Source organism: uncultured Aliiroseovarius sp., from assembly GCF_947492455.1.
Lineage (GTDB): Bacteria > Pseudomonadota > Alphaproteobacteria > Rhodobacterales > Rhodobacteraceae > Aliiroseovarius.
The window spans coordinates 361,364-381,036 of record NZ_CANLNB010000004.1 but is presented as its reverse complement, the minus strand read 5'-3'; the positions used below and the strand labels follow the sequence as shown (position 1 = coordinate 381,036).

The 19,673-nt window shown below is 60.9% G+C and carries 20 protein-coding genes; 7 read left to right on the top strand and 13 right to left on the bottom strand.

Features of this window, described 5'->3' with window-relative positions:
* Nucleotides 1-37 precede the first annotated feature (37 nt).
* The gene (locus tag Q0677_RS11755) at nt 38-688 is read left to right on the top strand and encodes a DUF4386 family protein (RefSeq protein WP_298909947.1); all 651 of its coding nucleotides are present in this window, start codon (nt 38-40) and stop codon (nt 686-688) included.
* A gap of 102 nt (nt 689-790) precedes the next feature.
* Nucleotides 791-2,191 (top strand): MATE family efflux transporter, encoded by a 1,401-nt coding sequence (locus tag Q0677_RS11750; protein ID WP_298909944.1) that lies wholly within the window; start codon nt 791-793, stop codon nt 2,189-2,191.
* On the opposite strand, the gene Q0677_RS11745 is transcribed toward Q0677_RS11750, so the two are convergent.
* Nucleotides 2,120-2,740 carry a gamma-glutamylcyclotransferase family protein gene (locus Q0677_RS11745; RefSeq protein WP_298909941.1) on the bottom strand — a complete coding sequence of 207 codons (621 nt, stop codon included), beginning with the start codon at nt 2,738-2,740 and terminating at the stop codon, nt 2,120-2,122. The genes Q0677_RS11750 and Q0677_RS11745 overlap by 72 nt on opposite strands.
* 95 nt (nt 2,741-2,835) lie before the next feature.
* Between Q0677_RS11745 and gcvH the strand changes: the two genes are divergently transcribed.
* Nucleotides 2,836-3,195, top strand: coding sequence for a glycine cleavage system protein GcvH (gene gcvH / locus Q0677_RS11740; protein ID WP_282181467.1), 360 nt, complete (start codon nt 2,836-2,838; stop codon nt 3,193-3,195).
* 60 nt (nt 3,196-3,255) lie between these two features.
* On the opposite strand, the gene Q0677_RS11735 is transcribed toward gcvH, so the two are convergent.
* The 3 genes from Q0677_RS11735 to ctlX are packed head-to-tail and all read right to left on the bottom strand — an operon-like array spanning nt 3,256 to nt 6,196.
* A complete protein-coding gene (locus Q0677_RS11735; protein WP_298909936.1) occupies nt 3,256-4,305 on the bottom strand; it encodes an ornithine cyclodeaminase in 1,050 nt (349 codons plus the stop codon).
* A gap of 8 nt (nt 4,306-4,313) precedes the next feature.
* Nucleotides 4,314-5,243, bottom strand: coding sequence for an arginase (rocF, locus tag Q0677_RS11730; protein ID WP_298909933.1), 930 nt, complete (start codon nt 5,241-5,243; stop codon nt 4,314-4,316).
* On the bottom strand, nt 5,240-6,196 hold the full coding sequence (ctlX, locus tag Q0677_RS11725; protein ID WP_298909930.1) for a citrulline utilization hydrolase CtlX: 957 nt from the start codon (nt 6,194-6,196) through the stop codon (nt 5,240-5,242). The genes rocF and ctlX overlap by 4 nt, the downstream gene beginning before the upstream one ends.
* Before the next feature lie 127 nt (nt 6,197-6,323).
* Between ctlX and Q0677_RS11720 the strand changes: the two genes are divergently transcribed.
* Both Q0677_RS11720 and trxC read left to right on the top strand, forming a co-directional pair.
* Nucleotides 6,324-6,749, top strand: coding sequence for an Lrp/AsnC family transcriptional regulator (locus Q0677_RS11720; RefSeq protein ID WP_298909928.1), 426 nt, complete (start codon nt 6,324-6,326; stop codon nt 6,747-6,749).
* A gap of 60 nt (nt 6,750-6,809) precedes the next feature.
* A complete protein-coding gene (trxC, locus tag Q0677_RS11715; protein ID WP_298909926.1) occupies nt 6,810-7,250 on the top strand; it encodes a thioredoxin TrxC in 441 nt (146 codons plus the stop codon).
* 114 nt (nt 7,251-7,364) lie between these two features.
* Here the strand turns inward: trxC and Q0677_RS11710 are convergent, their stop codons facing one another.
* The 4 genes from Q0677_RS11710 to Q0677_RS11695 form a co-directional block, all read right to left on the bottom strand.
* Nucleotides 7,365-9,869 (bottom strand): FAD-dependent oxidoreductase, encoded by a 2,505-nt coding sequence (locus tag Q0677_RS11710; protein ID WP_298909924.1) that lies wholly within the window; start codon nt 9,867-9,869, stop codon nt 7,365-7,367.
* A gap of 109 nt (nt 9,870-9,978) precedes the next feature.
* Nucleotides 9,979-10,635 carry a hypothetical protein gene (locus Q0677_RS11705; protein WP_298909922.1) on the bottom strand — a complete coding sequence of 219 codons (657 nt, stop codon included), beginning with the start codon at nt 10,633-10,635 and terminating at the stop codon, nt 9,979-9,981.
* Between the two features lies 1 nt (nt 10,636).
* Nucleotides 10,637-11,209, bottom strand: a complete 573-nt coding sequence (locus tag Q0677_RS11700; RefSeq protein WP_298909919.1) for a hypothetical protein — start codon at nt 11,207-11,209, stop codon at nt 10,637-10,639.
* Between the two features lie 460 nt (nt 11,210-11,669).
* Nucleotides 11,670-12,656 (bottom strand): D-glycerate dehydrogenase, encoded by a 987-nt coding sequence (locus Q0677_RS11695; RefSeq protein ID WP_298909916.1) that lies wholly within the window; start codon nt 12,654-12,656, stop codon nt 11,670-11,672.
* 185 nt (nt 12,657-12,841) lie between these two features.
* On the opposite strand from Q0677_RS11695, the gene Q0677_RS11690 reads away from it, so the two are divergent.
* Both Q0677_RS11690 and Q0677_RS11685 read left to right on the top strand, forming a co-directional pair.
* The gene (locus Q0677_RS11690) at nt 12,842-13,324 is read left to right on the top strand and encodes an SH3 domain-containing protein (protein ID WP_298910467.1); all 483 of its coding nucleotides are present in this window, start codon (nt 12,842-12,844) and stop codon (nt 13,322-13,324) included.
* Between the two features lie 45 nt (nt 13,325-13,369).
* Nucleotides 13,370-14,281, top strand: coding sequence for a cation diffusion facilitator family transporter (locus tag Q0677_RS11685; RefSeq protein WP_298909913.1), 912 nt, complete (start codon nt 13,370-13,372; stop codon nt 14,279-14,281).
* Here the strand turns inward: Q0677_RS11685 and Q0677_RS11680 are convergent.
* Genes Q0677_RS11680 through coaBC form a run of 5 tightly spaced genes read right to left on the bottom strand, consistent with a single transcriptional unit; the run spans nt 14,278 to nt 19,657 of the window.
* Entirely contained in the window at nt 14,278-16,296 is a 2,019-nt protein-coding gene (locus Q0677_RS11680) for a M3 family metallopeptidase (RefSeq protein ID WP_298909910.1), read from the bottom strand. The two genes, Q0677_RS11685 and Q0677_RS11680, sit on opposite strands and share 4 nt — an antisense overlap.
* Nucleotides 16,297-16,349: 53 nt before the next feature.
* Nucleotides 16,350-16,859: a hypothetical protein gene (locus Q0677_RS11675; protein WP_298909907.1), complete on the bottom strand. Its 510-nt coding sequence runs from the start codon at nt 16,857-16,859 to the stop codon at nt 16,350-16,352.
* 51 nt (nt 16,860-16,910) lie between these two features.
* Nucleotides 16,911-17,942: a molybdopterin-synthase adenylyltransferase MoeB gene (gene moeB / locus Q0677_RS11670; protein WP_298909906.1), complete on the bottom strand. Its 1,032-nt coding sequence runs from the start codon at nt 17,940-17,942 to the stop codon at nt 16,911-16,913.
* Between the two features lies 1 nt (nt 17,943).
* Nucleotides 17,944-18,408 (bottom strand): dUTP diphosphatase, encoded by a 465-nt coding sequence (gene dut / locus Q0677_RS11665; RefSeq protein ID WP_298909903.1) that lies wholly within the window; start codon nt 18,406-18,408, stop codon nt 17,944-17,946.
* A gap of 49 nt (nt 18,409-18,457) precedes the next feature.
* Nucleotides 18,458-19,657, bottom strand: a complete 1,200-nt coding sequence (coaBC, locus tag Q0677_RS11660; protein ID WP_298909901.1) for a bifunctional phosphopantothenoylcysteine decarboxylase/phosphopantothenate--cysteine ligase CoaBC — start codon at nt 19,655-19,657, stop codon at nt 18,458-18,460.
* Nucleotides 19,658-19,673 lie beyond the last annotated feature (16 nt).

Genomic DNA, 19,673 nt, shown 5'->3' with positions numbered 1-19,673 from the left:
CCTCACCGCAGATTGATATATTTGAGGTGAGAGTATTATGACCGGATATCGCACTGCTGGTGCCATCGGCGGGATTGTCTGCGCCGCTACGTATCTTTTCGGCATCGTGATCATGGTCGCGGTGCTGGAGCCTGCAGGCTTTGGCACACAAGCCTCAACACCGGAAGAGTTGCTTGCGTTCTTGAGCGCCCAGCAGTCAACGCTGTCGGTCTGGTATCTGGTTATCTACGTTGTGAACGCGGTGGCGCTGGCCGCGCTGGTCATCGCATTGCGCGCGCTGTTGCACCCGCATGCGCCGGTCCTGTCTGATCTGTCCCTTGGCTTTGGCCTGATCTGGGCCACGTTGGTCATGGGCGCAGGCATGATCGCGAATGTTGGCCTGGCCGAGACTTTGTCGCACACGGGCTCCGCCGAACAGGCCGCCCAACTTTGGCACATGGTCACCACGATCGAGAACGGCCTTGGCGGCGGAAACGAGATTGCAGGATCCGTCTGGGTCATCGCTGTCGGGCTGGCGGCGTGGACCTCGGGCATCCTGCCACGCCTGCTGAATGCATTTGGCTTTGTCATCGGAGGCTGCGGGCTGTTGACCATCCTACCGCCGCTCGAAGCCTTTGGCATGGTCTTCGGATTGGGCTTCATCCTGTGGTTTGCGTGGGTCGGCGTGGTCCTTCTGCGCCGCGCCTGACCCGCTCCCACATCCCCGCACAGACCCTGTGCGCCCCACCCTCTGGCGCTAACCGTCGTTCTACGTCATGCTGGCGGGTAGCGAACAGGTAAGGTGACGATCATGGCCGAGGCTCAGGCGAAGTTTCTTGAAGGCAATCTGCTTCGGCACATCACGGTGATGTCGCTGACATCCTCGATCGGGTTGATGGCCATTTTTCTTGTCGATCTGGTCGACATGATCTTCATCTCGATGCTGGGCCGGGACGAGTTGGCTGCGGCGGTCGGCTATGCCGGTGCGTTGCTCTTCTTCACCTCGTCCTTCGGGATCGGCATGTCCATCGCAGCCGGTGCTCTGGTGGCGCGGGCTTTGGGCGAGGGTGATCCTCAGACCGCCCGCCGCAGGGCCGCCACGGCGCTGTTCTATGGCATGATCATTGGAGCCGTTTTCGCGGCCATCGTCTGGTATTACACCCCCACTCTGGTCGCGCTTCTGGGCGCCTCGGGGGACACGCTGGCACTTGCCACGTCATACTTGCGGATCATTCTGCCCAGTCTGCCCATCCTGATTGCCGGCATGGTCGGCGGCGCGATCTTGCGTGCGCACGGGGACGCCCGCCGCGCCATGATGGCGACCATCGGCGCGGGCGTGGTGAATGCGATCCTCGATCCGATCCTGATCTTCGGCCTCAATTTGGACCTGACCGGCGCTGCGCTGGCATCGGTCGCGGCCCGCCTGACGGTCGCCGTCATGTCGATCTATCCGATTTTCAAATTCTACGGCGGCTTGGATCGCCCCACGCGGGCCGAGTTTCGTGTGGACTTCCCCGCCATCGCGACCATCGCCCTGCCTGCCATCCTGACCCAGTTCGCGACCCCCGTGGGGCAGGCCTATGTTACGCGATCCATGGCCGAGTTCGGCGAGGACGCCGTCGCGGGCATGGCCATCATTGGCCGCCTGACTCCGGTCGCTTTCGGGACCATCTTTGCCCTCTCCGGCGCCATCGGCCCCATCGTGGGCCAGAACTTCGGCGCAGGAAAACTGGACCGCGTGCGCGGATCGATCCGCGACGGATTGTTGTTCGTGCTGGTCGTGGTACTGGTGGTCACCGGCATCCTGTATCTAGCGCGCGGTGCCATCGCGGATCTGTTCAACGCAGAAGGTCTTAGCCGAGAGCTAGTCTTCCTCTTTTGCGGCCCGCTGGCGCTGGCGTGGTATTTTAACGGCGTGATCTTCGTCACCAATGCCAGCTTCAACAATCTGGGCCACCCGTTCTATTCGACATGGGTGAACTGGGGCCGCCAGACGTTGGGCACCATCCCTCTGGTCATCCTTGGAGCCGCCTATTGGGGTGCGCCGGGCGTGCTGATCGGACAAGCGGCGGGCGGGCTGATCTTTGCAGCCGTGGCGATGGCCCTGTCGGCCCGCGTGCTGCGCAAGGCCGAGGCCGGACTATGCCCCGGCACCGCGCATCCGTACCAGCGACAGACCCGTCTCATTTCGCTCTTTCACAACCGCCGATAAGCGCGAGAGGCCTTCGTCGACCAGTGCGGTCTCTTCGGCGCTTAACACCTGCGCGCGCGGGTAAATCGGGTCCGCGCGGTCGTTCAGGATGGGGGCGTTCCAGCCCTCGGTCGTCTCGAAGAAATGAGTGACGCCGTCCAACCCGAATTCGCGAAAATAGCCCTGCACGACCACATCGAGATAGCTCAGCAAGACCGGATTGTCGTCTGTCGGCGCGTGATGTTCCCCCGGAGCAATCGCATAGATCGCCACATCCAGATCGCCGCCGTCATGGCGGATCTCAGACCCCAAAGTCACCCGCGCATAGGCGCGTTCACGTTCATCCAACGCCGCCCAATCCGCACCGGGGACCGAGGCGATCATCCCCTCTATATAATCCGCGCTGTCCGGCACCGCCGTCAGGTAACACAGCGCCCGATGCGGAGACCGCCGCCACGCGCGATGCCACCCCGTCACCCGCGCCGCACGCGGGTTGTCATAGCAGTGCGTCTGCCGGTTCACCAATGAACCGTAGCCAAAGAAATGAGGATCATTCACCGGGGTCGTCATAGCCGCAGACTGCACCCGCATGCAGCGGGATACAAGCTCTTGCCGAGGCGCACAGGCAGAGATACGGTCAGGTGAAAACCTTCAGGAGAAACGGAATGTACTACACCGAAGAGCACGAGTGGCTGCGCGAAGAAGATGGCGTTTACGTCGTGGGCATCACCACCCACGCTGCCGAGCAGCTGGGCGACGTTGTTTTTCTGGAACTGCCGGAAGCAGGCGACACGGTCTCGAAAGATGACGAGATCGTGGTGATCGAAAGCGTGAAAGCCGCGTCCGACATCCTGAGCCCACTGGATGGCGAGATCACGGAAGTGAACGAGGCCATGGTGGACGAGCCCGGTAAGGTCAACGACGACCCCGAGGGCGACGCGTGGCTGTTCAAGATCAAGGCGTCTGACACCGGCCCGCTGGACGACTATATGGACGAAGCAGCGTATAAGAGCTTCATCGCCTGATCGGCGTGCTATGAACAAGAAGGGGCGCGGACCAGACCGGTACGCGCCCCTTTTTCGATGTCAGTCCTTCGACCGTTCGAGCATCCCGAACAAGTCGCGTGGGTCATCCGGGTCCGCCAGCATATCTAGCCGGGTGAAATAAGCCGTGCCCTCGATCGCTTTCGAGATATAGCGCAAGGCCGAGAAGTCCTCGATCGCGAAGCCGACACTGTCAAATAGCGTGATCTGCTTATCTGACGTGCGCCCCTTCGCTTGACCGGTGATCACCTGCCACATCTCGGTAATCGGGTGGCCTTGGTCCAGCTGCTGAATCTCGCCCTCGACCCAGGTCTGTTCCGGGTACTCCACGAAAATATCCGAGCGCAGCAGGATATCGCGATGCAGTTCCGTCTTGCCCGGGCAGTCGCCGCCGATGGCGTTGATATGCACGCCCTCGCCGATCATGTTATCGGTCAGGATCGTCGCATATTGTTTGTCGGCCGTGCAGGTGGTGATGATCTGCGCGCCTTCCATGCTTTCCTCGCCCGATGTGCAAGAAACGACATTCAAACCTTTGCCTGCCAGATTGCGTGCCGCCTTTTCAGTGGCCGTCGGGTCGATGTCGTAAAGCCGCACAGTGTCGATCCCGCAGATCGCCTTGAAGGCCAGACACTGGAATTCCGACTGCGCGCCATTGCCGATCATTGCCATCGTGGTCGACCCTTTGGGCGCCAGATGCTTCGCCACCATCGCGCTGGTCGCGGCGGTGCGCAGGGCGGTCAACACAGTCATCTCGGTCAGCAGCTTCGGATAGCCAGTATCGACATCTGCGAGCAGCCCAAACGCCGTCACCGTCTGCAGCCCTTCTTTGGTGTTCTTAGGGTGACCGTTGACGTATTTGAACCCATACATCTCGCCATCCGAGGTCGGCATCAGCTCGATCACGCCCACATCCGAGTGGCTGGCGACGCGGGGTGTTTTGTCAAAGAGCTCCCAGCGTTTGAAATCGGCTTCGATCTCGTCGGCCAGATCGCGCAGGACGGTTTCGATCCCGATGTGGTGGACCAAGCCCATCATGTGCTCGACCGAGACGAAGGGGACATAGGCAAGTTCGGAAGGAAGAGGGGGCATTCTGGGCCTCAATAGCTGGTGGTGAAACGGTCAAGGACACGGCGGCCAAACAGGCTTGCCGTCAGGTCGACCATCAGGCGCGCGGTGCGGCCACGTTCGTCAAGGAAAGGGTTCAGCTCGACCAGATCGAGCGAGGTGACAAGGCCGCTGTCATGCAACATCTCCATGATCAGATGCGCCTCCCGGAAGGTGGCGCCGCCGGGGACAGTGGTGCCGACGGCAGGCGCGATGTCGGGTTCGATGAAGTCCACATCGAGACTGACATGCAGCAGCCCATCCGCCTGCGCGACCTCGTCCAGAAACGGGCGCAGAATCCGCGCCACGCCATGTTCGTCAATCGCGCGCATGTCATGGGCCTGCACGCCTGAGCTTTGCAGAAGGTCACGCTCTTCGCGATCCACGGACCGCAGCCCTATCATGCACAGTTTTGTGGGGTCCAACGTGGCGGGCAACGGCTTGCCCAGCAGATCCGGAAACCCGTCCAGCCCGCAGGCAAAGGCCATCGGCATGCCATGAATATTCCCACTGTGCGAGCTGGCCGGCGTGTTGAAATCCGAATGCGCATCCAGCCACAGCACGTATTGCGGGCGCCCCATCTTTGCCGCCGCGGCAACGTGGCCTGTCACGGTTCCCAGTGCCAGTGCGTGATCGCCTCCCATATAGATTGGCAGCACGTTCCCTTGCGCCTGCTCGAACGCATGGGCGTGCAGGCTGCGCGTCCACCCGGCCACTTCGGGCAGGAACTTCAGGTGGGTGTGTTCGGTCTCGACCGCCCCCACATCATCGCGCGCGGCATCGCCCAGATCGGTCACGTTATGACCCAATGCAGCCAATTCCTCGGCCAACCCAGCAGTGCGATAGGCGGCGGGGCCCATGATGCAGCCGCGACGACCCGCGCCTTCCTCCATCGGAACGCCCAAAAGGTTGATATCGGTCATGCGGCTTCTCCTTCGGGCTTTGCTGCGGGACGGGGGCTGAGGTGAATACCGGCGATGGTGCAGCGCACCGACCCGCCAGCCATTTCAAGGGTCGGGATAGTTAGCGGCAGGATTTTCAGATGCGCTTCGATGCGCCATTTCTGCTCGGGCTCAAGGGCGGCCAGTGCGCGTGCCGACATGGCCAAGACGCGGCCCTCTTTGCCCTGCAGCTCGATGGCATTCCCGGCGAACTCAGCAATCTGTTTTTGCGACAAAGCGATCACATCGCGCCCACCGCGCGCCAGTCGTTCGCGCACTTCTTCGCGTCGGTGCGCGTCCAGAATGGTGTCCAACCCGATCAGCGCCACATCCGTCCCGATGCACATCAAAACGTTGGTGTGATAGATCGGCAGACCGTCCGCATCATGGGCATCAAACACCATCGGCTCATAGTTGAAATGGGTGCAGAAGCGCTCCATCAGCACCTCGCTGGTGCGTTTCGAGCGCGCGGCATAGGCGACGCGTTCCACGTGATCCAACACCATCGCACCGGTGCCTTCCAGAAACAGGCCGTCCTGCTCGAGCCCCGAATAGTCGATGATATCCTGCACACGATAGCGCGTCTTTAGCATCTCGAGCACGTCCTGACGCCGCTCGATCCGGCGGTTTTGCGAGTACATCGGATAGACCGCCACATGCCCGCCGGGATGGGTCGAAAACCAATTGTTGGGAAACACAGCATCCGGGCGATCCTCGCGCGGGTCTTCGAACAGGTTCACCTCGATCCCTTCGCCGCGCAGGGCGTCCACCATGCCCGACACCTCGTCATGGGCGCGCTTGGCAAGCTCTTGCGCCGTGCCATTTACAGGTGCGGTTTGAAACCCGTTATCCTGCGCCGTTTCCGCGTTGGGCTGGAAATGGTGCGGGCGGATCATGATGACGGCACTGGGGGCCTGAAGCGATGTCTGGGGCATTGTGGATCTGTTCGCCTTGGAGACTATGAACAGATTAACAATGTCAGTATTTCAGTAAGTACTTCATTAGTGCACAGTTGTTAACTGACTTTTTGACATATTGATAATTAAGATATAACTATTTGCCATGCAAATCTTTGATGACCTCGACCGAGAACTGATTGCCATCCTGCGCGAAGACGGGCGGGCGCCGATCTCGAAGCTGGCAACGATCCTTGGCGTGTCGCGCGCCACGGTGCAGTCGCGTCTGGATCGGCTTCTGGACAGTGGCGCGGTGCTGGGATTCACCATCCGAGCACGGGAAGATCACGGGCCGGACGGCGTACACGCGATCATGATGATCGAGGTGTCGGGGCGGTCCACCACCGCTGTGATCAAGCGCTTGCGCGGACTACCCCAGCTACGATCACTGCATTCAACAAATGGAAAATGGGATCTGGTCGCGCAGCTGACCGCGGACAGCCTGACCGATTTTGACCGCGTTCTACGCGAGGTCCGCGTGGTCGAGGGCATCACCAACAGCGAAACCAGCATTCTGCTTAGCACCGTTTGATCTTGACCTGACCGCAGGCAGAACACATATGCGATTTACGGAATATAAATGGAGCCCGTCATGTCGAACGCTTTGAAAATGACCTGTCTGGAGTGCAGCGCTGTGAACCGTGTGCCGAAAGACAAACTGTCGGCGGGTCCGAAATGCGGCACCTGTGGGACCAAGCTGAATGACGGTAAAGTCCGTCAACTTGACCCGGCCACGCTTGCCAAAGCCCAGCGCAATGACGACACGCCGCTTCTGGTGGATTTCTGGGCACCGTGGTGCGGACCCTGCAGGATGATGGCCCCGGCGTTCGAGCAAGCCGCGCGTTCGATTGCACCCAATGCCCGCTTTGCCAAGATCAACACCGAGGACCACCCGAATGTCTCGCGCAAGTTCGGCATTCGCGGCATCCCGGCGCTGATCCTGTTTCAAGGCGGCAAGGAAATCGCCCGTCAAGCGGGTGCGGTCCCTGCCCCGGCAATCGAACAATTCGTGCGGTCGAAAGCACGGCTTTAACACCTCACCTCGCCGAGACCGGCCCCAAAAGCAGGCGCGTGCTGGTCTTCACCAAGGCATACAAAAAGAAAAAGGCCCCGCAATCGCAGGGCCTTTTGTCTGTTTCTGAATCGATCAGCCGTTGACGCGGATCGTTTCGTTTTTCGGGTCATAGGGGCTGTCGACCGTGACCTCGGCGTCGTAAAGCGCGCCCATGATCTTGACCTTCAGCTTCTGGCCCGGCACTGCCAGTTCCGGCGGCAGGTATCCCATGCCGATCGACTTCTCGAACGCGACCGAATAGCCGCCCGAGGTCAGACGGCCCACTTTCTTGCCATCCAGGAACAGCGCCTCGCGGCCCCACGGATCCGCATCGTCCGGCCCGTCGATCAGAAGGGTGCAGCACTTCACGCGGACACCGGTTGCCAGCATGGCCTCTTTGCCGTGGAAGTCCTTTTCCAGATCTATGAAGCGCGGCAGGTCGGCTTCAGCCGGGGTCGCGTCGCGGCCCAGCTCGGTGCCGAATGCGCGGTAGGATTTCTCCTGACGCAGCCAGTTTTGCGCACGCGCGCCGACCAGCTTCATGCCGTGCTTCTCGCCTGCGTTGGTCAGCAGATCCCACAGATAGTTCTGCATCTCGATCGGGTGGTGCAGTTCCCAACCCAGTTCGCCGGTATAGGCCACACGGATCGCGTTCACTGGGCACATGCCCAGTTCGATCTGCTTGGCCGACAGCCACGGGAACGCTTTGTTGGTCAGCGCGTTTTCCGGGTCGGCATCGACGATGATCTCTTTCAGAACGTCACGCGACTTCGGACCGGCGATGGCAAAAACGCCCCACTGGGTGGTTACGTCCTGGATTTCGATGTAGCCGAACTCCTCCATCTTGTCCTCGGCCGCCTTACGCAAGAAGTCGGCGTCGTACTCGGTCCATGCACCGGCAGAAACAAGGTAGTAGTTGTTCTCGCCATTGCGCACGATGGTGTATTCGGTGCGGGTGGTGCCTGCCGAGGTCAGAGCGTAGGTCAGGTTGATCCGGCCAACGCGCGGCAGTTTGTTACAGGTGAACCAGTCCAGGAACGCGGTCGCACCGGGGCCTTTGACGACGTGCTTGGTGAACGCGGTTGCGTCGATCAGGCCAACGCCTTCACGTACGGCTTTCGCTTCGTCGACAGCGTACTGCCACCAGCCACCACGGCGGAACGAACGTGCTTCTTCATCGAAGTTCGACGGCGCGTCGATGGGGCCATAATAGTTCGGACGTTCCCAACCGTTCACCCAGCCAAACTGAGCGCCTTTTTCTTTCTGGCGGTCATAAGCGGGCGAGGTGCGCAGCGGACGACATGCTGGGCGTTCTTCATCCGGGTGGTGCAGGATGTAGACGTGCTCGTAGCATTCTTCGTTCTTACGCGCTGCGAACTCGGTGGTCATCCAGTTCGACGAGTAACGCTTGGGGTCCAGCGACGCCATGTCGATCTCGGCTTCGCCATCGACCATCATCTGCGCGAGGTAATAGCCGGTGCCGCCAGCAGCGGTGATCCCGAAGCTGAAACCTTCCGCCAGCCACATGTTGCGCAGACCCGATGCCGGACCCACCAGCGGGTTGCCGTCGGGGGTGTAGCAGATCGGGCCGTTGAAATCGTCTTTCAGACCCGATTCAGCACAGGACGGCACGCGCTCGGCCATTGCCATGTACTGGTCGGCAATACGGTCCAGATCCAGCGGGAACAGGTCGGCGCGGAAGCTGTCGGGCACGCCATGCTCGAACTGTGCGGGTGCGCCGCGTTCGTAAATACCAAGGATCCAGCCGCCACGCTCTTCGCGGGCATAGGATTCGTTGTCGGCGTCGCGCACAACGGGGTGTTCGGGGTTGCCGGCTTCACGCCATTTGACCAGCTCGGGGTCTTTGTCCATGACGATGAAGGTGTGCTCGACCGGGATGGCGGGCATTTTGATGCCCAGCATCTTGGCGGTGCGCTGTGCGTGGTTGCCCGAGGCAGTCACGACGTGCTCGGCGGTGATGACGACCTGTTCGTCAGACGGAATCAGGTTGCCGCCTTTTTCCACCATCTTGGTGCAGGTGACTTCCCAGTGGGTGCCGGTCCAGTTGAAGGCGTCGGCTTGCAGCTTGCGCACGATTTCCACGCCGCGCTGACGGGCGCCTTTAGCCATCGCCTGCGTTACGTCTGCCGGGTTAATATAGCCGTCTTCGGTGTGATACAGCGCACCCTTCAGGTCCGAGGTTTCGATCAGCGGCCAGCGCTCTTTGATCTGATCTGGGGTCAGGAATTCATAGTTGATGCCAACGGTGTCCGCGGTCGAGGCGTACAGCTGGTATTCATCCATACGCTCGTCGGTCTGCGCCATACGCAGGTTGCCCACAACGGCGAAGCCCGCGTTCAAGCCGGTCTCTTCTTCCAGCGTTTTGTAGAACTTGACCGAGTAGTCGTGGATGTGGGTCGTCGCATAGGACATGTTGAACAGCGGCAAAAGACCGGCAGCGTGCCAGGTCGAGCCCGAGGTCAGCTCGTCACGCTCGATCAGCATCACATCATCCCAGCCGGCTTTGGCCAGGTGATAGGCGATCGACGTACCGACGGCACCACCGCCGACGACAAGCGCTTTTACATTGGTTTTCATGGGGCGACTCCCTTGGGAAAAATCTGTTGCATCATAGATGCCGAAAGGCAGCGGTCAGGTCCGAACCTGCCCGACCTTACACAGAATGAAAACGACATAGGTGGCGGATTCAACGCCCTAACGCGTCAGACAACTGGTCTACGGGGATCACGGGCGTGATCAGCGCCTCAAGCTCTTTGCGGCGGGGATGGTCGGGAACGAACAGCGTCATGCACATATAGTCTTCGACCAAAGCGGCCTGCGCTTCGAAGTTGTAGGACAGAAAAGCGCCCGCCTCGCGACCCGGCCAATAATACGGATCGCCTTCCTGAAATCCTTCTGCCCCGGATTTGGACGGCGTATAGCCCGTGCGGTCGCGGTTCTGCCATTGCCAGACATGCACCAGTTCGTGCGCCATCAGAAGCACGTGGGGCATGGGCAGGCTATTGGGCCAGCCCGCGAACATATCGTCACGATAAAGCGCACGTTTCAGATAGATGTGATTCCACAGGGCAAAGCCCGGCGGAAACTCCCATTCCCGGTCCGGCTGAGGCACGCGGTCGCACACGGTTTTTGGAATGTCGCGGGGCGCGGTTTTTGGTGCGTCTTCGGGAATCGGCTCGGGCCTTGGCAGGGGCAGAAGGCCGATCCCTGCCCGCACGCGGACCTTGCTGGTGTCCAGAGTGTCTCCGAACAGGGTCTGCGACATCTGGACCTCGTTCTCGGACAGGGGACGCGAACAGGCAACCAAGCAGATCAGCGCAACAAGAGCGGCATGTTTCAGCATGCTATTGCCCCTCGGATCGGGGCTTCAAGGCCTTCCGGCGTTCCGCGCGCACCTGCGCCCCCACATAGATCAGCCCGACCACCAACCCGATCAATCCCGCCAGATAAGATGTATCATGCAGCATCGCCGCGCGCCCGTATCCGATGGGATCCTTGGCCGCGGCGGGCACCGGGATATGGTCCATCGGCGGCTCAAACGCCAAGCTGACCAATCCCAGCGCAAGGGCAATCACGACCACCAATACTGCCGCCCGCAGAAACACGCGCCGCGCCTGTTTGGGCGACGGGATCCCCAGCGACATGACCGCAATCGGAATGCCGATCACCAGCCCCATCCACCAGCTGGCCTGCCAGCCGACATAGGCAGCCCCCACCCGGCTTTGCAAAAGCTCGGGAATGCGGAACTGCGGGAACTTCAGCGCATAGAAATAGTCCGGTCCGACCGTAAAGCTGATCTGGTTGTGCACGATGCCATAGACCCCAGCCAGCACGCAGGCGAAGCCTACCATCACGGGAAGGGCCAGCAGGCGACGCATGCTGGCCGTTAAGCAGACGAGGGCAGCTTGTTTGCGCATGTTAACCTTCCTTAACCCTGTTGCTCAAAAAATGTGTTCTAGCACCCTTTATCGTCCTCGGGATGGCTCTGACATCGACAACTCTTGCCAACGATTTCGCAAATAAATGCCCCAAAGAATCCAGATAGGGGGGAACGCTGACAGCACTACCAAAAACATAGTGCCATACCGGCTTCTCCTGAGTGTCAAAATACCCGTGATCAAAATCGCACCTGCCCAAAGAGCGACCCAAAGTAAGTAAGGCGGCCATTCCGAAAGCGGCGTGAAGACAATCACGGGCAAGGCGAAGAACAAAACAAGCGCTGCGCAAAACACGGCCGAATAACCCAGGACATAGCCCCAGAAATGAGAACGTGTCACGTACGAACACTTAGCATCACGATCACTTTTCGACTTCGCCATTACTAATGCGACGATCAGGAAAATCGGCGCGGCATAGTAAAGAGCGATTAGGTGCAAGTCACAGCATCCCCGGCACAACTTGATCAGGCGGACGGTGGCCGTCGGCGAAGGTCTTGATGTTGATCAGAACCTTCTCACCCATCTCGATGCGCCCTTCGACCGTGGCCGACCCCATATGCGGCAAAGCCACCACATTGGGCAGGTCCCGCAGACGGGGGTTAATTTCGTTGCCGTGCTCGTAGACATCCAAACCGGCGCCGGCGATCTCGCCCGCGCGCAGCATTCGGGTCAGCGCGTTTTCGTCAATTACTTCCCCGCGCGAGGTGTTCACGATCACTGCATCAGGCTTCAGAAGCTTCAGACGGCGGGCGTTCATCAGATGGAATGTCGACGGTGTGTGCGGACAGTTGATGGAAATCACATCCATCCGCGCCACCATCTGGTCAAGGCTTTCCCAATAGGTGGCCTCGTACTGCTCTTCGATCTGCGCGTGTAGACGGCGGCGGTTATGATAATGGACCTGCATCCCAAAGGCGCGCGCCCGCGCGGCGACGGCCTGACCGATCCGGCCCATGCCCAAGATACCGACGCGGCGGCCTTGAATGCGGCGGCCCAGCATGGCGGTGGGCGACCAGCCCTCCCATTCGCCAGACGCCATCATGCGGATGCCTTCCGGGAAGCGGCGGGTGACGGCAAGAATCAGCGCGATGGCCATGTCCGCCGTGTCATCGGCAGATACGCCCGGTGTGTTGGATACCAGAATGCCACGCTGACGGGCCGATCCGACATCAATATGGTCCACGCCCGCGCCATAGTTGGCGATCAATCGAAGGCGTTCACCGGCGCCCGCCAACATATTGGCATCAATCCGGTCATTGATGGTCGGTACCAGCACGTCGCAACGCTTCATCGCGTCAGCAAGCTCGGCTTGGCTCATCGGTTTGTCATCGTCCCGAAGTTCAACGTCGAACAACTCCATCATCCGGGTCTCGACAACCTCGGGCAACCGTCGCGTCACGACAACACTTAGACGTTCAGCACTCATGCGAGCCCTCCCTGCGGGTTTTCTTTTGCGCGTGTCCCTGACAAAGTGACAAGGAACGAGGCAAGGTACAAGCTCTCTCCGGATCGCAGACGAAATAAAATTGCGCGGGCGGTGTTGGGCAGCAGGAGATCAGTGTGAGTTTTCGATTTGGCATCCGTTTTGCAGCATCCATATGCGCTGCTGTTCTGGCCGCTCAGATAAGCCATGCGCAGACCGATCCAATCCCAGAAGCCAAGGTGGAACGCGGCGCAGTCACCAACCTGCCGATTCCCCGTTTTGTGTCTTTGAAAGGGTCCGAAGGCAATGTACGCCGCGGCCCATCCCTGAGGCATCGCATTGACTGGGTGTACAAAAAACGCGGGATGCCGCTGCGTGTCATCGGCGAATACGAGCACTGGCGTCAGGTGCAGGATCGCGACGGTGTTGGCGGTTGGGTCCACTACTCGCTTTTGTCCGGCGCACGTACCGCAATTGTCGATCAAGACCTGACGCCACTCTACAGCCGCGCGGACCCGGATAGCCAGATCAATGCCTATCTCGAGGCGGGCGTAATCGCTCGGATCGAAAGCTGCGGGCCTGTCTGGTGCCGGCTGAAAGCCGATGGGATTCGCGGTTGGACCACCAAAGATACGATCTGGGGCGTTGGCCCCGATGAAGAGATCAAGTAGCGCACGCAACTTGCGCCCCCCGCCCGCGTGGGCTAGCCCAGACATATGAATAAACCTGACGACACCAAACTGAACCTCTCGGCGGGTGCCGCTTCCGCGCTTGTCGCTGTCACGCTTGTGGCGTTGAAGCTATGGGCGCTTGGCGAAACTCAAGCGCTGTCTGTGGCCGCATCGCTGGCAGACAGTGCAATGGATCTGATGGTGTCGCTGGGGGCGCTTGCCGCGATCTGGTACGCCTCACGCCCCGCGGACGAGGATCACGCCTTTGGCCATTCCTCGGCCGAGGATCTGGCCGCACTTGGGCAAAGCCTGTTCATTCTGGTCTCCGCCGGAATCATCGCGTGGGCCGCCGTGGCACGCCTGTTGTCAGGAGAGCCCGCTCCAATCATGGCCCATGAAAGCGGTATCTTCGTCATGGTCGTCTCGATCGTGCTGACGCTGGCCTTGGTCCTGTGGCAACGCCATGTCGCCACGCGCACCGGCTCTGCCGTCGTGAAGGCCGACAGCCTGCACTATCTGGGCGACCTCATCCCCAATATCGGCGCGATCCTGTCGCTCTGGGCCGCCGCCTGGTTCGGGATGGAGCAGATCGACAGCGTCGTCGCCATCGGCGCCGCGATCATGCTGGCCGTGGGTGCCCTGCGCATTTTCAAAACCGCGTGGGACGCCTTGATGGATCGCGCCGCCGATCCCGCCGTGATTGCGGGGGTCGAGGCCATCGCCCGCAACCACCCCGGCATCCACGGCTTTCACGATCTAAAGACTCGCCGGGCAGGCTCGATCACCTTTATCAACCTGCATATCGAGCTGGACGGCGCACAAACGCTGGACGAGGCGCACGCGATCGGCGCCAGCCTCCGACGCGCCATTCTGCGCGCTTACCCGAATACGGATGTGCTGATCCACAAGGATCCTGTGGGGGTCGAAACGCATCCCGACGACCCCCAAAAAGGTTAAGTCAACCCGCGCCCTTTCAGAAGCGGCTCGACCCCGGGCAAACGGCCCCGGAACGCGGTGTACAGGTCTGCCGCATCCACGGACCCGCCTTTCGACAGGATATGCTCTTCCAGTTTCGCGGCCATTGACGGATCGAAGGCGTCTCCGGTCTCGGTGAAGGCGTCGAAAGCGTCGGCATCCATGACCTCGGACCACATGTAGCTGTAGTACCCCGACGAATATCCGTCGCCCGCAAAGACATGGGCGAAATGCGGGGTGGCGTGGCGCATGCGAATGGCAGCGGGCATGCCGATGCGGTCGAGCGTCGCCGCCTGCGCCGCCATCGGATCGGCCGGGGCCGCGCCGTCGTGGAAGTCCAGATCAACAATGGCCGAGGACAGGAACTCGACCGTCTGAAACCCGGTGTCATGGGTCGATGCCGCCAGCAGCTTGTCCAGCAGCGACTTCGGCATCGCCTCACCGGTCTTGGCATGGGTGGCGAACTTGCCCAGCACCTCGGGCACCTCCAGCCAGTGCTCATAAAGCTGGCTGGGCAGCTCAACGAAATCGCGGGCCACGGACGTGCCCGAGATCGACGGATAGGTCACATCAGACAGCATCTGGTGCAGCGCGTGGCCAAATTCATGGAACAGGGTCCGCGCATCGTCCCAAGACAGAAGGCCGGGCTGGCCGTCCTCGGGCTTAGCGAAGTTACACACGTTGACCACGATGGGACGGATGTCGCCCGCCAGTTTCTGCTGGCTGCGCATCGCCGAGCACCACGCGCCGGAGCGTTTCGATCCACGGGCAAAATAGTCACCCACGAAGACCGCGATATGCTGGCCACCCCGCGTCACTTCCCAAGCGCGGGCGTCGGGGTGATAGAGCGTCACGTCCAAGGACGCGAACTCCAGCCCGAACAGGCGGTTCGCGGTGTCAAACGACGCTTCAATCATCCGGTCGAGCTGCAAGAACGGCTTGATCTCGGCCTCGTCCAGATCATGCTCGGCCTCGCGCCGACGTTCCGCATAGAAATGCCAATCCCACGGCTCCAGATCGCCATTATGACCGCCCGCGTGCAGCATCTCGGTCATGCGAGCGGCGTCTTTGTTCGCCGCATCCCGCGCTGGTTCCCAAACCTGCATCAGCAGTTCGCGCACCCGGTCAGGCGTGCCCGCCATCTCGGTCTCAAGCTTGAAGGCGGCGAAGCTGTCATAGCCCAACAGACGCGCGCGCTCTTCACGTAATTGCAGCGTCTCGGCGGCAATCGCACGGTTATCCGTGTCGCCGCCATTGGCACCTCGGGCGGTGTACGCTTCATAGGCCTTCTGCCGCAGATCACGGCGGGTCGAATGCTGCAAAAACGGCGTGATGACCGAGCGCGAGAGCGTCACCGCGGGCCCGTCCACACCCTTCTCGGCCCCAGCCGCGCGGGCGGCGTCGAGCACGAAATCGGGCAGCCCCTCCAAGTCACCTTCGCCCAAGGGCATGAACCAGCTGCGTTCATCTGCCAGAAGGTTCTGGGTGAACTCGGTCCCCAATGTGGCAAGACGCTCCAACACCTCTTTCAACCGTTCCCGATCCCCGCCTTCAAGCAACGCACCGGACCGCACGAACCGACGGCGGGTCAGCATCAGAACGCGGGATTGTTCATCGGTCAGCCCCAAGCCATCGCGCGATTGCCATAGCGTCTCGATCCGCTTAAACAGATCCGCGTTCATCGTCACCTCAGACGAAAACGCTGCCAACAAGGGCGAGAACGTGCGCTGCAATTCCTCGCGCGCGGGGCTGCTGTCAGCGCCCGCCACGTTGTAAAACACGCCCAACACGCGGTCGAGCAGCGCGTCGGAAAGCTCTAAGGCCTCGATCGTATTGGCAAATGTCGGCGCGTCTTTGGTGTCCGTGATCGCCGCAATGGCCGCGCGAGTGTCGTCCAGCGCAGCATGGAAAGCCGGTTCGAAATCGGAATCCGTGATCAGGTCAAACGGCGGCAGCTCAAAGGGCGTGTCCCAAGCGGACAGAAGCGGGTTGGTCATGGGGATCTCCTTTGAGGGAAAGCTAGGGGGCGTGAGGGGGGAATGGAAGGGGGCTATTTCTGCGCGTCCTCAAACAACCGCAGTAGCCGAGAAATCTGACCCATTTCTTCCGCGTTCAGAATGTGCTGAGACAGATTGGTTTCAAGCTCGAAAAGAGTCTCGTAGTCCTCGTCGTTCAATATCTGTTTCTGCTTCAACGCTTTTTCTGCAACGTTGCGAACGTTCTTTGAGGCAGTGTGAAAATCGAATCCCAGAGCGTCTTGAAAGCCGTCAAAAAACGTCTGCGCCTCTTTCTCGCCGCGTTGCTTTGGCAAGTCCTTGGCAGTGTGCGAATACCAGTTTCGAACCTCTGTGAGCACTTGAGAACAACGCGCGTCCGGTGCATCGTCAAAAACATCCAAATAGAATGAAGACGGCATTACAATCTGATCGAGGACCTCTTGGGTGACGTGCCCATTCTCTATCTCTAGTGCGTCAATTGCCCAAGAGCGATAGAACTCCAAACCAGCCAGAAGTGCGCTCAATTCTTGCCGGAGACTGTCGCGATCTGTTTTCCTGGTCATCACGGTTTCCAACTGGTTAGGACGAAACAGATTGGATGATACCTGAACCCATCACCCACAGGCCTCACACCCCTCGCGCCGCTTGGTCTTGATCACCCGCGTCTCCGCATACATCGCATCATAGATCAGCATCCGGCCACGCAGGCCCTCGCCCGCGCCGATGATCTCTTTCACGGCTTCCGTCGCCATGATGCCACCGATGATGGCAGGCAGCGGGCCGACGACGCCGGCTTCTGAACAGGACGGGGCCAAACCGGCGGCCGGGGCCTCGGGGAAGATGCATTGATAGCAAGGCGCGCCGCGCGCGGGATCGAAGGTCGAGACTTGCCCCTCCCACTGGCTAAGCGCGCCGCCGATGACGGGTTTGCCCAGCTTGGCGGCGACGCGGTTGACCAGATAGCGCGTCTCGAAATTGTCCGAGCCTTCGAGGATCAGGTCATAGTCCGACAGCAAATCCTCGGCGATATCCTCCGTCAGGCGGCGATTATACGGGCGGACCTCGATGGCGGGGTTTTGGGCCTTCATCGCGGCTTCGGCTGAAAAGACCTTGGGCACGCCAATGTCGGCGTCACGGTGGATTACCTGCCGCTGCAGGTTCGAATTGTCGACCACGTCATCGTCAATCACGCCTATGGTGCCGACGCCAGCGGCTGCCAGATACAACAGCACCGGCGAACCAAGCCCCCCTGCGCCGATGACCAGCAACTTGGCCTCTTTCAGCGCCACCTGCCCCGGCCCACCAATTTCGCGCAAGACGATGTGGCGGGCGTAGCGTTCCAACTCGGTATCCGTGAAGGGGCCGTCATCCGTGTCTGCCGCCGGCGCCTCTGGCACGCGAGACTTCAGCCACGCTAGCCCACGCCCATACAGCGCAGCCAGCCCGATCATCGCAAAGAACACGGCCCAGATGGTGAAGTTGCCGCCCAGACTGGCGGCGATGGGATTGCCAGCAGGCAGAACCGCGAAGCTCAGCAAAACGACCACCGCGACAAGCCCCGTCAGATACCAGCGCTGCGCCTTCGAGAACCGCATATAGGCGCCGCCCAACCAGATCAGCGCCAATGTCAGAAGGACCCACGCCATCTTAGCCGCGCCCCGTTGACCCGAACCCACCGGCCCCGCGCGAGGTATCACCCAGCGCGTCCACCTGAACATAGTCGGCCTGCACCACAGGTGCGATCACCGCCTGCGCGATGCGCTCGCCGTGGCCAACGGTGAAGGGCTCAGCGCCCAGATTGATCAAGATCACCCCAAGCGGCCCGCGATAGTCACTGTCGATTGTCCCCGGCGCATTGGCCAGCGTCACACCATGTTTGGCCGCCAACCCGGACCGCGGACGGATCTGCATTTCAAACCCATCTGGGATTTCAACACGCAATCCAGTCGGCACAATCCGCCGCTCCATCGGCGCCAAAACCCATCCCGCAGCACGATCCGCTTCGGGCAGATTGGCGCGCAAATCCGCACCCGCCGCCCCGGCAGTCTCATAGGACGGAAGCGCCACGGCCGCATCCGCGCCCTCTTCCCGAAGAACTTTGATCTGTGGCATCGGCCCCCTCATTTTCTTGTCATAAATACCTCCGCCGGAGGCATTGAATCTATTCCGCCAGCGCCTCGGCAATCCGCGCGGCCAGCTGACGGGCGACATCGTCCTTGCCCATACGCGGCCAGACATCGACGCCAGTCTCGGAAATCAGAGTCACCGCATTTTCAGACCCACCCATAATCCCAGTTTCCGGGCTGACATCGTTGGCAACAATCCAGTCACAGCCTTTGCGTTCACGCTTGGACGTGGCGTTGGCCATCACGTCGTCGGTCTCGGCGGCAAACCCCACAACCAATGGCGGGCGGCCCTTCTTCATCTGGCTGACGGTTGCAAGGATGTCGGGGTTCTCGGCAAACTTCAGCACCGGCAGACTGCCCTTGCCGTCCTTCTTGATCTTGCTGTCCGAGGCCGAGGCCACACGCCAGTCCGCCACGGCGGCCGCAAAGACAGCGGCATCGGCGGGCAGCGCCTTTTTCACAGCCTTCAGCATCTCTTGCGCCGATTGCACCTTCACCACCTTTACCCCCTCAGGCGGCGGCACGTCAGCAGGCCCAGTAACAAAGGTCACATCTGCCCCAAGTGCGGCCAAAGCGCGGCCCAGCGCAGTACCCTGCGCCCCGGATGATCGGTTGGCGATATAGCGCACAGGATCAATCGGCTCATGCGTCGGCCCCGAGGTCACAAGCACATGCTTGCCCTTCAAGGGACCGTCCATCAAAGCGGCTTCAACAGCGGATACGATCTCCAACGGCTCGGACATCCGGCCCGGACCGAACTCGCCACAGGCCATCGCGCCTTCGTTCGGGCCGACGAACAGAACGCCGTCGCCTTTCAGAGTTTCTACGTTGCGCTGACAGGCCGGGTGTTCCCACATGCGCACGTTCATCGCGGGCGCGACCAGCACGCGCTTGTCCGTCGCCATTAAAAGGGTCGAGGCCAGATCATTCGCCAGCCCCCCGGCCATCTTGCCCAAAAGGTCTGCCGTGGCCGGCGCGACGACCACCAAGTCGGCAGCACGGGATAGCTCGATGTGGCCCATCTCGGCCTCGTCGGTCAGGTCAAACAGATCAATGTAAACCTTGTTCGCCGCCAGCCCGGACGCCGACAACGGCGTCACGAATTCCTGCCCGGCTTTGGTGATCACGGGTGTGACCTCGGCCCCGCGTTCACGCAGGCGCCGGATTAGGTCCAAGGATTTGAAGGCCGCGATGCCGCCGCCGATGATCAGAAGGATGTGTTTGCCAGCCAGCATGGGGATCCCCTTTGAA